A 14,400-nucleotide genomic window follows, 5' to 3' on the forward strand; every position below is an offset into this window, starting at 1 on the left:
GCTTGAAGGGGGACGCCACAAATTCGCCAAAAGCACGCGCGCCACCATCCCCCGTGCCACTCCCCACCCGTTTTCCACCCCGCGCATGCTGAATCCCTGCGCAGCCCGGAGAAAGCCTTTCCTGCCGTCGGAGGGGTCTTTCTGCTAGCTTAACCAGCCTTCGAAGCCGGCAGATTTCCCCCGTGATGTCCAAGTTTCCTCCACGCCGCCTGCTGGCGGTCGCCGCCGCCCTTGCCCTGGTCGGCGGCCAGGCCAGCGCCAAGGGTGGCCACAGCCATCCCAAGGCCTCGTCCGACGACCCGGATCAGTCCTGCCCGCTGGGTTCGTTCCATTGCGCACCGCGTCCCTACAACTACGCGATGTGCCGCCCGAATGCGCTGCTGGAGTTCTACGACCCGACCCTGAGCAAGGACAGCAGCCTGCGCGATACCAGCCCGTCCTACGTCAACGCGCAACACGTCGACAGCTCCAACCAGACGGTCTACCACTTTTCCGGCGACGTGGTCATGCAGCGTGCCGACCAGCAGCTGCAGGCCGACCGGGTCGACTACAACGACGACAGCACCGACTACGACGCACGCGGCAACGTGCGCTACCAGGAAGCGGGGCAATTGCTGGCCGCCTCGCACATGAAGGGCAACACCGATGCCAGCCGTGGCGTCGCCGACGACGTGCGTTACCAGATGCTGGAATCACGGGGCAACGGTGTCGCCAGGCAGGGGCACATGCTGGATGCCCAACACACCCGCTACTCGATGGCCACGTATTCGACCTGCGACGTCGGCCACCACGTCTGGGAATTCCGCGCCAAGTCGATCAGCATCGACAAGGCCAACGGCGTCGGCGTGGCGCGCAACGCCACCATGCGCATCGGCAAGCTGCCGTTCCTGTACCTGCCGTATTTCACCTTTCCGACTGACAACCGCCGAAAGAGCGGTTTTCTGTATCCCAGCTTCGGCAAAACCGGCCGTGCGGGCTTCGAAGTCAGCACGCCTTATTACCTGAACCTGGCGCCGAACTACGACGCCACGCTGGACCCGCGCATCTACACCGGCCGCGGCGCAATGCTGGCCGGCGAATTCCGTTACCTGCTGCCCGGCACGACGGGCCAGTTGAACGCGGAGTACGTGCCGCGCGACCATGGTCAGAGCGATGGCCTGGCCGATACCCAGGGCGACTCGCGTTACCTGGTCAATCTCTCGAACACGACGCAACTGTGGCAGGGATGGCAGTTCGTCGGTTCATACAATCGCGCTTCGGACAGCAGCTACCTGTACGACTACGGCAACGCGCTGTCGCGAACACCGGTGTACCTGTTGAGTTCGGGCGCGGCCATCGCCGGTAGCGGCAAATGGTGGAACGCCTCGTTCGGCGTCACCACCTACCAGAACACCAACCCGTTCGCGACCGACAGTTCACTGCCCTACCGGCAACTGCCCTATGCGCGCTACAGCATGGACGTGCCGCTCTCGCGCTGGCTTGACGCGGGCGTCGACGCCGAGGCGGTGATGTTCCGCAAGACCGGCTACGTCGAAGGCCAGCGGGAGGACCTGTACCCTTACCTGGCGGCCGATTTCGGCACCTCGGCCTGGTTCGTGCGACCGAAACTCGCCTGGCGCTACACCGCCTACCAGTTGAGCAGCGGGTACCAGGATTACGGCTATTCCGGCTTGCTCGGCAGCGGCACGACGTCGCCGTTCACGCAGGCATCGCCGAGCCGGTCGCTGCCGATCGTGAGCCTCGACAGCGGCCTGGTGTTCGATCGCAGCACCTCGCTGTTCGGCACCAGCTACACGCAGACCCTGGAACCGCGGCTGTACTACCTGTACGTGCCCTACCGCAACCAGGACAATCTGCCGCTGTTCAACACCAGCCTGATGTCGTTCGACTACTGGCAGCTGTTTTCGCCCAACCAGTTCTCCGGGGCGGACCGGCAAATGAATGCGAACAACCTGACCGGGGCGATCACTTCCCGCCTGCTCGACGATCAGGGCGTGGAACGGCTGTCGGCCAGCTTCGGCCAGATCCGCTATTTCACGCCGCAGCGCGTGCAACTGCCGACCGGACAGAATACCGTGGCCGCCGCGACCGACTGGTCGGGTTCGGCCTACGTGGCCCAGCTCGATCTGCAGCTCAGCGACCGCTGGCGCTTGAACAGCGCGTATCAGTGGAGCCCGAACACCCGATTGAACCAGATGGCCACGCTGGGCCTGCAGCGGCGCATCGGCACCGATGGCATCCTCAACTTCTCCTACCACTATCGACGCGGCCTGCTGGAACAATACAGCGCGTCAGTGGTCTATCCGATAGCAGGCAACTGGCGCCTGCTCGGAGCCTGGACCTACGCCCCTGCCATCAAGACCGCCTACAAGATACCCACGGGTACCGTGGACGCCATGCTCGGCGTGGAATACGACAGTTGCTGCGTCACCCTGCGCCTGGTTGATCGCAACTATGTCAACCAGTCCTATTACGGTACCGTCCCGCTTCCCCCGGGCAACAATACCAACCGGCGTGACAATGCCATCCTGTTTGAAGTGGTGTTCAAGGGCCTGGGCTCGACCGGCGGACAAATCGACCCACTGCTGCGCCGTGATATTCTCGGCTATCAATAACGCAACCGCTCCGGCGATCCAGGCTTTCCCTCTGATGAAGCAACTCCTTGCGACCCTCCTGTTCGCCTTCGCGATCGCACTCCCGGCCCACGCACAACTGCTTGCGCCCAGTGCGCCCGCCAGCCAGCCGCTGGACCGCATCGTCGCCGTGGTCAACGACGACGTCATCCTGCAAAGCGACCTGGACGAGGCAGCACATGCGATCGAACAGCAGTACGCCGGCCAGGCCGGGCAACTGCCGCCGGTGAACGTGCTGAGGCGGCAGGTGCTCAACCGGCTGATCCTGATGCGCCTGCAGATCCAGAAGGCACAGGACCAGGGCATCACGGTTTCCGACGCGGATGTGGACCGTGCGGTTCAGGGCGTGGCCCAGCAAAACAAGCTCACCCCGGAGCAACTGCGCGCGGCGGTGGAACAACAGGGCTCCAGCTTTGCCGCATTCCGCCAGCAACTGGCCGACCAGATCACCGTGCAGCGGCTGCATCAGGGCGTGATCCAGAATTCGGTATCGGTGACCGACAGCGAAATCGACAACCTGCTGAACAGCCCGAACTACAAGGCCGGTGAAGTCCACTTGGCGCACATCCAGATCAGCATCCCCGGCGGCGCCGACGCCGCCGCGATCCAGGCCAGCCAGGCCAAGGCCGAGCAGGCGCTGGCCGCGATCAAGGGCGGCATGGATTTCAACGCCGCCGCGATCCGCTACTCCGACGCGCCCGATGCGCTGGATGGCGGCGACCTCGGCTGGCGGCGCATGGACGAGATTCCGCCGGCATTCGCCGACACCATCAGCTCGATGCAACCCGGCCAGGTCAGCCCCGCCTTGCGTGGCCCCACCGGCTTCCACATCCTCAAGCTGATCGGCGAGCGCAAGGGCGATCGCAAGATGGTCACCGAATATCATGCGCGGCAAATCCTGATCAAGCCGAGCGACCTGCTGACCTCGGCCCAGGCAGAGCAGAAGGCGCAGGACCTGTACAACCGCATCGTCAACAAGCACGAGGATTTCGCGGCGCTGGCCAAGGAGTACTCGAAGGACGACACCACCGCCAACCTCGGTGGCGACATGAGCTGGTTCCAGCCCGACGCGTGGGGGCAGACGATCGCCGGCAAACTCGCCGAGTTGAAGGACGGGCAGGTATCACAGCCGTTCCAGAGCGAGGCCGGCTGGCACATCCTGGAACGACTCGGCACGCGCCAGAGCGACCAGACCGTGCAGCTCGAACGCGCCCAGGCGCGCCAGGCAATCGGCAACCGCAAATCCGATCAGGCCTACGACGACTTCCTGCGCGACCTGCGTTCCAACGCCTACATCGACATCCTGGTGCCGGAGTTGCGCGAGACGGATACGTCCGCCAACGGCGCCACCGCCCAGGCCGGCTGAACCTCATGCCGCTGGCCCGGCTGGCCGTCACCGCCGGCGAGCCCGCGGGCATCGGCCCGGAGCTGCTGATCCGATTGGCGGCCACGCCGCTGGCGGCCACCCTGGTGGCGATCACCGATCGCCACCTGCTGCAACGTGCGGCGGCACGCTGCGGCGCGAACATCGTGCTGATCGACGACGATGGCACGGGCGAGGCAGCGCGCCGTCCCGGCACGCTGCGCGTGCGGCACACACCGCTGGCCGCGGACGAAATGCCCGGCCAACCCGATCCGCGCAACGCGCCCCATGTACTGGCCACCCTGGCCGAAGCCGCCGATGGCTGCGTTGCCGGCCGCTATGACGCGGCAGTCACCGCGCCACTGCAGAAGTCCTCGATCAACGACGCCGGCATCCGCTTCAGCGGCCACACTGAATTCTTTGCGGAGCGGGCCCGGGCCGATGTGGTGATGATGCTGGCCAGCCCCGACTTGCGGGTCGCCCTGGCCACCACCCACCTGCCGCTGGCAGCGGTGCCGGCGGCCATCACCTCCGCGGCGCTGACGCGCGTGCTGCGCATCGTCTACGCCGAACTGCGCACGAAATTCGGCCTGGCCGATCCGCGCATCGCGGTACTCGGACTCAACCCGCACGCCGGCGAAGGTGGCTATCTCGGTCGCGAGGAGCTGGATACCATCATCCCCACGCTCGAAGCCCTACGCGCCGAAGGCATGCACCTGCTCGGCCCGCTGCCCGCCGACACCGCCTTCGTGCCTGCACAGCGCACCCGCTACGACGCGGTGCTGGCGATGTACCACGACCAGGCGCTGCCGGTGCTGAAAAGCGAGGCGTTCGATCGCACCGTCAACCTTACCCTCGGCCTGCCATTCATCCGCACCTCGGTCGACCACGGCACCGCGCTGGACCTGGCCGGCAGCGGTCGCGCCGATCCGGCCAGCCTGATCGCTGCCGCCAAGCTCGCGCTGGAACTCGTGCAGCGAAAAAAGCACGCGCCGGAGAACGAGAGATGAGTAACAGCAACGTCATCACTCTCACTCCTTACTCCTCTCCACTTACTCCTGACCCATGAGCGCCCGCCCCAAGAAAAGCTTCGGCCAGCACTTCCTGCACGACCGTCGCTTTATCGACAGCATCGTCAGCGCGATAGCTCCGCGCAGCGACGATTTCCTGGTCGAGATCGGGCCGGGCGAAGGTGCGCTGACCCTGCCGTTGCTGAAGGTGTCCGGCAAGCTCACCGCGATCGAGCTGGACACCGACCTGATCCCCGGCCTGCAGGCGCGCGCCAGCGGCATCGGCGAGCTGCATATCGTCCACGCCGATGTGTTGAAGATCGACTTCAGCGCGATGGCGCACAGCCATGGCGTGCCGCGCCTGCGCCTCGCGGGCAACCTGCCCTACTACATCTCCAGCCCGATCCTGTTTCATTGCGTCGAGCACGCCGCCGCGATCCAGGACATGCACTTCATGCTACAGAAGGAAGTGGTCGAGCGGATGGCCGCGACACCGGGCAGCAAGGTATATGGACGGCTGTCGGTGATGCTGCAGCTGGCCTGCCGCGTCGAGCCGCTGTTCGACGTGCCGCCGGAAGCATTCCGACCGCCGCCGAAGGTGGAATCGGCCGTGGTTCGGCTGGTGCCGCTGCCGAGTCACGAATTGCATGACGCGCGACCGGAGCATGTCTACGCCGTGGTCAAGGCCGCATTCGGGCAACGCCGCAAGACACTCGCCAATGCCCTCAAGCAGTTGCTCGACAGCGACGCGATACGCCGCGCAGACATCGATCCGCGAGCCCGCGCCGAAACGCTTGCGCCGGAAGACTTCGTGCGCCTGGCCAAGGTTTATTCCAGCCAGGGATAGGCGCTTGCCGCGTATTCGCGATCGCGTCACCCCATTCGCGACAGCAGGCCTTACAATCCGGCCATGACTGAAGAATCTCCCTACACGATCGACGTGCAGGTGCAAACCCGTTTCGTCCCCGACCAATCCAAACCCGGTGACAATCGCTACGTTTTTGCCTACACCATCACCCTGCGCAATGCCGGCAAGCTGCCGGCACGCCTGCTCACCCGCCGCTGGCTGATCACCGATGCCAACGGCAAGGTGGAGGAAGTGAGCGGCGACGGCGTGGTCGGCGAACAACCGTGGATGCGGCCCGGCGACGATTTCGAGTACACCTCCGGCGCCGTGCTCGAGACCCCGGTGGGCATCATGGGCGGCAGCTACCAGATGCTGGCCGACGACGGTACCGAGTTCGAGGCGCCGATACCGACCTTCACCTTGTCCATCCCGCGCACCCTGCATTGATGGTCAAGGACTGACATGGCGACCTACGCGATCGGCGACGTGCAGGGCTGCTATCCCGAACTGCAACGCCTACTGGACAAGCTGCGCTTCGATCCCGCGCAGGATCAACTGTGGTTCTGCGGCGACCTGGTCAACCGCGGCGGACAGTCGCTGGAGACGCTGCGGCTGATTCACGGCCTGCGCGAATCGAGTGTCATCACCCTGGGCAACCACGACCTGAGCCTGCTGGCGATTGCCCAGCGCAAACCCGACGCCCAGGCGCGGGTGAACCCCGAGCTGCGCGAAGTGCTGTTTGCCAGCGACGCGCCGGTGCTGTTCGAATGGCTGCGCTCGCAGAAACTCCTGCACCACGACGAGCAGCTCAACTGGACCATGGTGCATGCGGGGCTCGCGCCGATGTGGACGCTGCGACAGGCGCAGCGTGCCGCCCAGGATGTCGAGCGGGAACTGTCCAGTCCGCGCCACCCGCGCCTGCTACGGAACCTGTTCGGTAACCGCCCGGCGCAGTGGTCCAGCCGGTTGCAGGGCCCGGATCGATACCGCGCCACCATCAACACCATGACCCGCATGCGCTATTGCGATGTCAACGGCCGCATCGATTTCGACGCCAAGGGTATTCCCGGCACGCAGAAACCGGGGCTGTATCCGTGGTTTTCGGTGCCGGGCATGCGTCGGCGCGACACCCGCATCGTCTGCGGCCACTGGTCCGCGCTCGGTCGATTCGCCGGGCTGGGCGTGCACGCCATCGACACCGGCTGCGTATGGGGCGGCAAGCTCACCGCCTTGCGACTGGACGGCGAAGAGCTGCAATACGTCACCGTGAACGCGGAGCCCCATCGCAAGCGCCCACCGGGCGGCGAAGACTGAAAAGCAGGAGTGAGTGGTGAGAGAAAGCCTCGTAGCCCTCTCTCTTTTCTCTCTCCTCTCCACTCACTCCTCGCTTTTCGCTCAGGTCAGCTGGCCGTGGCAGTGCTTGTACTTCTTGCCCGAGCCGCAGGGGCAGGGTTCGTTGCGCCCGACCTTGGGGCCGTCGTGCTGTGCCGGCTGCGGCGCAAGTCGCATGCCACCCGCGCCGGCCGCCGCCTCGTCCGCCGCGCCGAAGGCGCTGGGTGGAGCGCCGCCGCCGGTAGCCAGCATCTGCTTCTGCAGGCGCTCGGCCATGCGCTGCTGCTCGGCCTCCATCGCCGCGACTTCCTCTTCGCTGCGGATGCGGATGCGGGCGAGCATCTGCACCACCTCGGACTTGATCCGGGCGAGCATGTCGGAGAACAGCACGAACGACTCGCGCTTGAACGCCTGCTTCGGGTCCTGCTGGGCGTAACCCACCAGGTAGATGCCCTGGCGCAGGTAATCCATGCTGGAAAGATGGTCCTTCCAGGCGTTGTCCACCACGGTCAGCATCACGTGCTTTTCCAGCTGACGCATGGTTTCGGCGCCGATCTGCGCCTCCTTGACCCCGAACAGCCCGGTCAACTGCTCGCGCACGTGCCCGAGGATCATCTCGGCGTCGACTTCGTGCTGCTGCTCCACCCAGTGCTTGATGTCGGCTGACAGCCCGAATTCGCTCGACAGCTCCCGATCCAGCCCTGCCAGGTCCCATTGCTCGTCGATGCTTTCGGCGGGGACGTAGGACCTCACCATGGTCTGCACCACGTCATCGCGAATGTCGGCGACGGTGGCCGAGACCTCCTCGCCTTCAAGCAGTTCGTCGCGCTGGCGATAGATCACCTTGCGCTGGTCGTTGGCGACGTCGTCGAATTCCAGCAGGTGTTTGCGGATGTCGAAGTTGTGCTGCTCGACCTTGCGCTGCGCCTTCTCGATCTGCCGGCTGATCATGCGATCTTCCAGCGCGTCGTCGTCCTTCATGCCGAAGCGCTTCATCCAGCGCACCAGGCCTTCGCCGCCGAAGATGCGCAGCAGGTTGTCTTCCAGCGACAGGTAGAAACGCGAGGAGCCCGGATCGCCCTGACGGCCGGAGCGGCCGCGCAACTGGTTGTCGATGCGCCGCGATTCGTGCCGCTCGGTACCGATGATGTGCAGGCCGCCGGCGGCCAGCACCTGCTCGTGCAGCTTCTTCCATTCGGCCTTGGCGCGCTGGCGATCGATCTCGCTGGCATCTTCCGGCAACGCCGCCAGGGCGGCGTCGAGGCTGCCGCCGAGCACGATATCGGTACCGCGACCGGCCATGTTGGTGGCGATGGTGACTTGGCCGGGCGCACCGGCCTGCGCCACGATGTGCGCTTCGCGCTCATGCTGCTTGGCATTGAGCACCTCGTGCGCCACACCAGCCTTTTTCAACAGGCCGGACAGCAGCTCGGACACCTCGATCGAGGTGGTGCCGACCAGCACCGGCTGGCCGCGCTTGTGGCAATCCTTGATGTCCTCGATCACCGAGTTGTATTTCGGCGTCTGCGACAGGAAGATCATGTCCGCGTTGTCCTTGCGGATCATCGGCTTGTGGGTGGGGATCACCACCACCTCCAGACCGTAGATGCTCTGGAACTCGAACGCCTCGGTATCGGCCGTGCCGGTCATGCCGGACAGCTTCTTGTACATGCGGAACAGGTTCTGGAACGTCACCGTCGCCAGCGTCTGGTTCTCGCGCTGGATCGGCACGCCTTCCTTCGCCTCGACCGCCTGGTGCAGGCCGTCGGACCAGCGACGGCCGGCCAGGGTGCGACCGGTGAACTCGTCGACGATGATCACCTCGCCGTCGCGCACGATGTAGTCGACGTCGCGCTGGTAGATGCCGTTGGCGCGCAGCGCGGCGTTGAGGTGATGCACCACCGCCAGGTTCTTGGAGTCGTACAGGCCGCTGTCCTGGTCGATGACACCGGCCTCGCGCAGCAGCTCGTCGGCGTGCTGCATGCCGGCTTCGGACAGGTGCACCTGTTTCTGTTTCTCGTCGACCCAGTAGTCGCCCTCACCCTCTTCCTCGGTTTGACGGAGCATCCGCGGCACGATCTTGTTGACCGCCAGGTACAGCTGCGGGGAGTCCTCGGCCGGGCCGGAGATGATCAGCGGGGTGCGCGCCTCGTCGATCAGGATCGAGTCGACCTCGTCGACGATCGCATAGTGCAGGCCGCGCTGGTAGCGCTGTTCCTTGCTCAACGCCATGTTGTCGCGCAGGTAGTCGAAGCCGAACTCGTTGTTGGTGCCGTAGGTGATGTCGGCCGCATAGGCCGCGTGCTTGTCGGCGTGGTCCATGCCCGGCCACACCACATCCACGCTCAGCCCCAGGAAATTGTAGAGCTTGCCCATCTGCGCCGAGTCGCGCCGGGCCAGATAATCGTTGACCGTGACGACATGCACGCCCTTGCCGGCAATCGCGTTGAGATAAACCGGCAAGGTGGCGACCAGGGTCTTGCCTTCGCCGGTGCGCATCTCGGCGATCTTGCCCTGGTGCAGCACCATGCCGCCAATCAACTGGACGTCGTAGGGGCGCATGCCCAGCGTGCGCTTGGATGCCTCGCGCGCCACCGCAAAGGCTTCCGGCAGCAGCTTGTCCAGCGACTCGCCCGCGGCATGCCGCTGCTTGAACTCCACGGTCTTGGCACGCAGTGCCGCATCGTCCAGTTTCTCAAACTCGGGCTCCAGCGCATTGATGCGGTGGACGGTACGTGAAAGCTGACGCAGCACGCGCTCGTTGCGGCTGCCAAACAGACTCGTCAGGGCACGGTTGAACATCGATCTTCCGGATAGGGGAACAGAACGCCCGCCACAATCGCGAGCCAATCGAGCATATTACTACATGCTCGTCAGAGCCGGCCCGGTCGGGGCTGCCGGTGGCGGCGGGATACTAGCGGCGGAAGTCCACCCTCGGTGAAACCGCGCCACCGCCCGAAAATGGCGGCGATTGCCGGCGGATTCAAGGCTTCGCGGCGGGGGCGCCGGAGCTGTCAGCGGTGATTGCGCACGAACGCGAGCGGATTGACCACGCGGCCGTCGTACCAGACCTCGAAATGCACGTGCGAGCCGGTGGACCGCCCGGTCGATCCCGCCTGGGCAATCACGTCGCCAACCTGCACGTGCTGGCCCGGGTGCACGTCCAGCTTGCTGTTGTGGGCATAGCGCGTCATGTAGCCGTTGCCGTGGTCGATCTCCACCACGTTGCCGTAGCCGCGGCGTACGCCCGCGTAGGTAACCATGCCCTCGGCCACCGCATGCACGGACGTACCGTACGGCGTGGCGATGTCGATGCCGGTGTGCCGTTCCGACTGGCCATCGAACGGATCCGGGCGTACCCCGAAGTAGGACGAAATGTAACCCGGAACCGGCATCCCGGTCGGCTTGAGATTCGATTCGATGCGGGCATCCAGCAGCAGGCTCTGCAACGCCGAGAGCTGCGCCTGCTGCGTATTGAACTGGCCCGTCAACTGATCGATTCCAGTCTCCAGGGACGGTGGCAAGGCGTAGCCGGTGCCGCTCGAGTCCTCGACACCGCCGACGGCCGGCGCCTGGTCGAAATCGAACTCGCCGCCATCGAGCTTGCCTACCTGGACCAGTCGCTCGCCGAGCGCGTTCAAACGGGTCGACTGTGCCTGTAGTTGGCCCAGTTTGACCGCCAGCGCATTGAGGCTCCGCTGCGCATCCACGCGCACGCTGCCCAACTGGCTGTCCTGCTGCCGGATCTGCTGCTGCAGATCGTGAAGCTGTGCCAGCGCGTGGTCACGCGGACTGGCGATGACGAGTGCCAGGGCGGCGCCCAGCGACACGCAAGCCAGGACCGCGAGTGAGAGCAACGACAGCAGCTTCCAGCGCAGACGCCGATTGGCGAGGTCCAGGGTCTTCGGCAGTTTCCTGGCATGTGAGACGAGTATGATCTGCATGTCTTTCCAAATTCGAATGTCGGCACCATGCAACGCGCGGAACCCATCGCTTCCCGCCGCCCCGGCCACGGACCGAAGTCCCTCGCCGACTGCGGCTCCTTCGCGTCGCTGGCCCGGAAGGCCGGCGCGCTGGAAGCGCTGGATCGCGCCTTGCGCCAGACGTTGCCATCGCCGCTGCGCGAGCAGGTGAGATTCGCCAACCTGCGCAACGACCGCCTCGTCTTTCTGGCGTCTTCACCGGCTTGGGCATCGCGTCTGCGCTTGATGCAGACACAGATCCTTGCCTCCGCACGCGCCATCGGCACCTGCGCCAGTTCAGTCACCGTGAAAGTGGCTCCCCAACCGGCCGCCGCAAGCATGCCGGATCAGTCGAGACCGCTTTCGCCAGCTGCAGCCACCCATCTCAGGGCCGCTGCCGCGTCATCCACAGACCCCGAATGGCGGGTTCTGTTCCTCAAGCTGGCGTCCCTCGCCGAAACCGCTGATTCCCCCGGTCGCGACACCGGCTGACATCGCGAGGGTGTGTTTATAGCACGCATGGGCGTACGCAACAGCCCGGAGTCACCATGAGGTGAAGCAGCACCCGCCGGGAATGTGGCGCACGTCAAGAAAAAGGCCGGGTCTGATGACCCGGCCTTTTTCTTGACGACGGTTGCTGCAGGGCGCTGGCGACGGCGCTCAGATCGCCTGGGCAGGATGCGCGTAGGAAATCGGCGAGACGGCCGGATCATCCTGGTAGCTGACTTCTTCCCATGCCGAGGCATCGGCCATCAGGGTACGCAGCAACTTGTTGTTCAGTTCGTGACCGGACTTGTGCGCATGGTAGGCGCCGACGAGACTGTGGCCGAGCAGATAGAGGTCGCCGATCGCATCGAGGATCTTGTGCTTGACAAACTCGTCCTCGTAACGCAGGCCGTCTTCGTTGAGCACGCGATAGTCATCAAGCACCACCGCGTTGTCCATCGAACCGCCCAGCGCCAGGTTGTGTTCGCGCAGCATCTCGATGTCGCGCATGAAACCGAAGGTACGGGCGCGGCTGACTTCCTTGACGAAGGAGGTGGTGGAAAAGTCGATCTCGGCACGCGAGGTGCGCTTGCTGATGATCGGATGGTTGAAGTCGATCGAAAAGCCGACCTTGAAGCCGTCGAACGGGTCGAAGCTGGCCCACTTGTCGCCTTCCTGCACCTTCACCGGTTTCCTGATGCGGATGAAGCGCTTGGCCACGTTCTGCTCTTCGATGCCCGCGGACTGCAGCAGGAACACGAACGGACCGGCACTGCCGTCCATGATCGGCACTTCCGGCGCGGACAGGTCGACATAGGCATTGTCGATACCGAGCCCGGCCATCGCCGAGAGCAGATGCTCGACCGTGGAGACGCGTGCGTCGCCATTGACCAGCGTGGTCGACAGCCGGGTATCACCGACGTTGTCCTGGCGGGCGCGAATATCGACCGGCGGATCAAGATCCGTTCGACGAAAAACGATGCCTGTATTGGGCGCAGCAGGCCGCAAGGTCATGTACACCTTGTCACCCGTGTGCAACCCGACACCGGTCGCCCGGATGATGTTTTTGAGCGTACGCTGCTTGATCATTGTTGTTGGTACCCGTGGAGGCAGCAGCCAATCAGGTGCGGATGCTAACACAGTTTTAACCTGAGATAAAAGCAAACCGTACCGTACAGTCTGATTAAGTCTTCATGTTGCTCTCACCCATGGATGGATGAGCGTCCACTGTCTGTTTTCCCCCACCCACCGGCGGGTCGATATCGATGCCCCGCACCAGGGACGGGAATCCGGCACGGGGCATCGAACCGGCCGCCACGGCTCATCTATGGCGACTGGCCACGCGTCAATCCCGACGCATGGTCCTGCTGCTGTGCCGCTGCAGCGACCGGCCCCTGCGCGAGGCCGGCCCGGTGTTTCACGTGCCCCAACGTCCGGGGCACCTGTGCCCTGCTGCAGACAGCCTACCTGGCTTACAAGTACAGACTGACCAGCTTGACGAGCGATCGTTCAATGATTTCGCATCGCCTTGACCGGTGCAACCTTTCCCTCAGTCGGCCTGGCGGCGGAGAAACGCCGGAATATCCAGGTAGTCGAGGCCGCTGTCAGCATGCTTTGCCGATCCCGCGGACTCGGCACGGCTCTGGCTGCCGACCATTTCCGGTTGTGCGTAATCGACCACCTCGTTACCGGTACCTGTGCGCAACACCACCGGGCGCGGCCGCATCTGCACCTGCTGGGTCTCGACCATGCGGATCGGTGGCTGGCCGCGCGAGGCGTTGGCCCGGTTGAGGCCGGTGGCCACCACGGTCACGCGCACGTCGTCCTTCATCTCCGGATCGAGCGAGGTGCCGATCACCACGGTCGCGTCCTCGCTGGCGAAGTCGTGGATGATCCGGCCGATCTCGTCGAACTCGCGCATGGTCAGGTTGGTGCCTGCCGTCACGTTGACCAGGATGCCGCAGGCGCCGTTGAGGTTGACGTCCTCCAGCAGCGGGTTCTTGATCGCCGCCTCGGCCGCCGCCTGGGCACGGTCGTCGCCGCGGGCGGTACCCGAGCCCATCATCGCCAGGCCCATTTCGGACATCACCGTACGCACGTCGGCGAAGTCGACGTTGATCAGGCCCGGGGCGGTGATCAGGTCGGCGATGCCCTGCACGGCGCCTTGCAGCACGTCGTTGGCGGCCTTGAACGCATTCAGCAGGGTGACGTCGCGGCCGAGCACGCTGAGCAACTTCTCGTTCGGCACGGTGATCAGCGAATCCACATGCTGCGACAGGTCCTCGATGCCCTTCAAGGCAACCTGCATGCGCCGACGACCCTCGAACGGGAACGGCTTGGTCACCACGGCCACGGTGAGGATGCCCTTTTCCTTGGCCAGCTGCGCCACCACCGGCGCAGCGCCGGTACCGGTGCCACCGCCCATGCCGCAGGTGATGAACACCATGTCGGCACCTTCCAGCATCGCCTCGATGCGTTCACGGTCCTCCAGTGCAGCCTGACGGCCCACTTCGGGGTTGGCGCCGGCACCGAGGCCCTTGGTCACGTTGCCACCGAGCTGCAGGTGGGTACGCGAGCCACAGCTGGTCATCGCCTGCGCGTCGGTGTTGGCGACGATGAATTCGACGCCTTCGATGTTGGCATTCAGCATGTGCGCCACGGCATTGCCGCCGCCACCGCCCACGCCGATCACCTTGATCACTGCATTGGGTGCGAGTTTATCAATCAATTCAAACATTTCCCGTCCTCCGTAGAGTTGTTGTCGTTT

At 64.8% G+C, this 14,400-nt stretch carries 11 protein-coding genes; 7 read left to right on the forward strand and 4 right to left on the reverse strand.

Going from position 1 to position 14,400, the window contains the following annotated elements:
- Positions 1–182 precede the first annotated feature (182 nt).
- The 6 genes from lptD to B0E47_RS05500 all read left to right on the forward strand — a co-directional run bounded on the left by lptD (position 183) and on the right by B0E47_RS05500 (position 7,167).
- Positions 183–2,615: an LPS assembly protein LptD gene (gene lptD / locus B0E47_RS05475; protein ID WP_139351353.1), complete on the forward strand. Its 2,433-nt coding sequence runs from the start codon at positions 183–185 to the stop codon at positions 2,613–2,615.
- A 34-nt stretch (positions 2,616–2,649) separates the two neighbouring features.
- The gene (locus tag B0E47_RS05480) at positions 2,650–3,999 is read left to right on the forward strand and encodes a peptidylprolyl isomerase (protein WP_077513007.1); all 1,350 of its coding nucleotides are present in this window, start codon (positions 2,650–2,652) and stop codon (positions 3,997–3,999) included.
- 5 nt (positions 4,000–4,004) lie between these two features.
- Positions 4,005–5,006, forward strand: coding sequence for a 4-hydroxythreonine-4-phosphate dehydrogenase PdxA (pdxA, locus tag B0E47_RS05485; RefSeq protein ID WP_077513008.1), 1,002 nt, complete (start codon positions 4,005–4,007; stop codon positions 5,004–5,006).
- Positions 5,007–5,061: 55 nt separating this feature from the next.
- Positions 5,062–5,853, forward strand: a complete 792-nt coding sequence (gene rsmA / locus B0E47_RS05490; protein ID WP_077513009.1) for a 16S rRNA (adenine(1518)-N(6)/adenine(1519)-N(6))-dimethyltransferase RsmA — start codon at positions 5,062–5,064, stop codon at positions 5,851–5,853.
- Positions 5,854–5,916: 63 nt separating this feature from the next.
- Positions 5,917–6,300 (forward strand): Co2+/Mg2+ efflux protein ApaG, encoded by a 384-nt coding sequence (apaG, locus tag B0E47_RS05495; RefSeq protein ID WP_077513010.1) that lies wholly within the window; start codon positions 5,917–5,919, stop codon positions 6,298–6,300.
- 15 nt (positions 6,301–6,315) lie between these two features.
- Complete coding sequence (locus tag B0E47_RS05500) at positions 6,316–7,167, forward strand: symmetrical bis(5'-nucleosyl)-tetraphosphatase (protein WP_077513011.1); 852 nt, start codon at positions 6,316–6,318, stop codon at positions 7,165–7,167.
- A gap of 81 nt (positions 7,168–7,248) precedes the next feature.
- On the opposite strand, the gene secA is transcribed toward B0E47_RS05500, so the two are convergent.
- Both secA and B0E47_RS05510 read right to left on the reverse strand, forming a co-directional pair.
- Positions 7,249–9,987, reverse strand: a complete 2,739-nt coding sequence (gene secA, locus B0E47_RS05505) for a preprotein translocase subunit SecA (RefSeq protein WP_077513012.1) — start codon at positions 9,985–9,987, stop codon at positions 7,249–7,251.
- Between the two features lie 212 nt (positions 9,988–10,199).
- Positions 10,200–11,129 (reverse strand): M23 family metallopeptidase, encoded by a 930-nt coding sequence (locus B0E47_RS05510; protein ID WP_077513013.1) that lies wholly within the window; start codon positions 11,127–11,129, stop codon positions 10,200–10,202.
- A gap of 27 nt (positions 11,130–11,156) precedes the next feature.
- On the opposite strand from B0E47_RS05510, the gene B0E47_RS05515 reads away from it, so the two are divergent.
- Positions 11,157–11,639: a DUF721 domain-containing protein gene (locus tag B0E47_RS05515; protein WP_077513014.1), complete on the forward strand. Its 483-nt coding sequence runs from the start codon at positions 11,157–11,159 to the stop codon at positions 11,637–11,639.
- A gap of 168 nt (positions 11,640–11,807) precedes the next feature.
- Here B0E47_RS05515 and lpxC read toward each other — a convergent pair whose 3' ends face one another.
- Positions 11,808–12,722 (reverse strand): UDP-3-O-acyl-N-acetylglucosamine deacetylase, encoded by a 915-nt coding sequence (lpxC, locus tag B0E47_RS05520; RefSeq protein ID WP_077513015.1) that lies wholly within the window; start codon positions 12,720–12,722, stop codon positions 11,808–11,810.
- A gap of 460 nt (positions 12,723–13,182) precedes the next feature.
- A complete protein-coding gene (ftsZ, locus tag B0E47_RS05525) occupies positions 13,183–14,370 on the reverse strand; it encodes a cell division protein FtsZ (RefSeq protein ID WP_077513016.1) in 1,188 nt (395 codons plus the stop codon).
- Positions 14,371–14,400 lie beyond the last annotated feature (30 nt).

The sequence above is a fragment of the Rhodanobacter sp. B05 genome (genome assembly GCF_002001085.1).
Taxonomy (GTDB): domain Bacteria; phylum Pseudomonadota; class Gammaproteobacteria; order Xanthomonadales; family Rhodanobacteraceae; genus Rhodanobacter.

Bases quoted from the DNA above. Each gene is read 5' to 3' on its own strand.
- secA (WP_077513012.1), bottom strand. From the start codon at position 9,987: ATGTTCAACCGTGCCCTGACGAGTCTGTTTGGCAGCCGCAACGAGCGC.
- B0E47_RS05480 (WP_077513007.1), top strand. From the start codon at position 2,650: ATGAAGCAACTCCTTGCGACCCTCCTGTTCGCCTTCGCGATCGCACTC.
- B0E47_RS05515 (WP_077513014.1), top strand. From the start codon at position 11,157: ATGCAACGCGCGGAACCCATCGCTTCCCGCCGCCCCGGCCACGGACCG.
- rsmA (WP_077513009.1), top strand. From the start codon at position 5,062: ATGAGCGCCCGCCCCAAGAAAAGCTTCGGCCAGCACTTCCTGCACGAC.
- apaG (WP_077513010.1), top strand. From the start codon at position 5,917: ATGACTGAAGAATCTCCCTACACGATCGACGTGCAGGTGCAAACCCGT.
- B0E47_RS05500 (WP_077513011.1), top strand. From the start codon at position 6,316: ATGGCGACCTACGCGATCGGCGACGTGCAGGGCTGCTATCCCGAACTG.
- pdxA (WP_077513008.1), top strand. From the start codon at position 4,005: ATGCCGCTGGCCCGGCTGGCCGTCACCGCCGGCGAGCCCGCGGGCATC.
- B0E47_RS05510 (WP_077513013.1), bottom strand. From the start codon at position 11,129: ATGCAGATCATACTCGTCTCACATGCCAGGAAACTGCCGAAGACCCTG.
- lpxC (WP_077513015.1), bottom strand. From the start codon at position 12,722: ATGATCAAGCAGCGTACGCTCAAAAACATCATCCGGGCGACCGGTGTC.
- ftsZ (WP_077513016.1), bottom strand. From the start codon at position 14,370: ATGTTTGAATTGATTGATAAACTCGCACCCAATGCAGTGATCAAGGTG.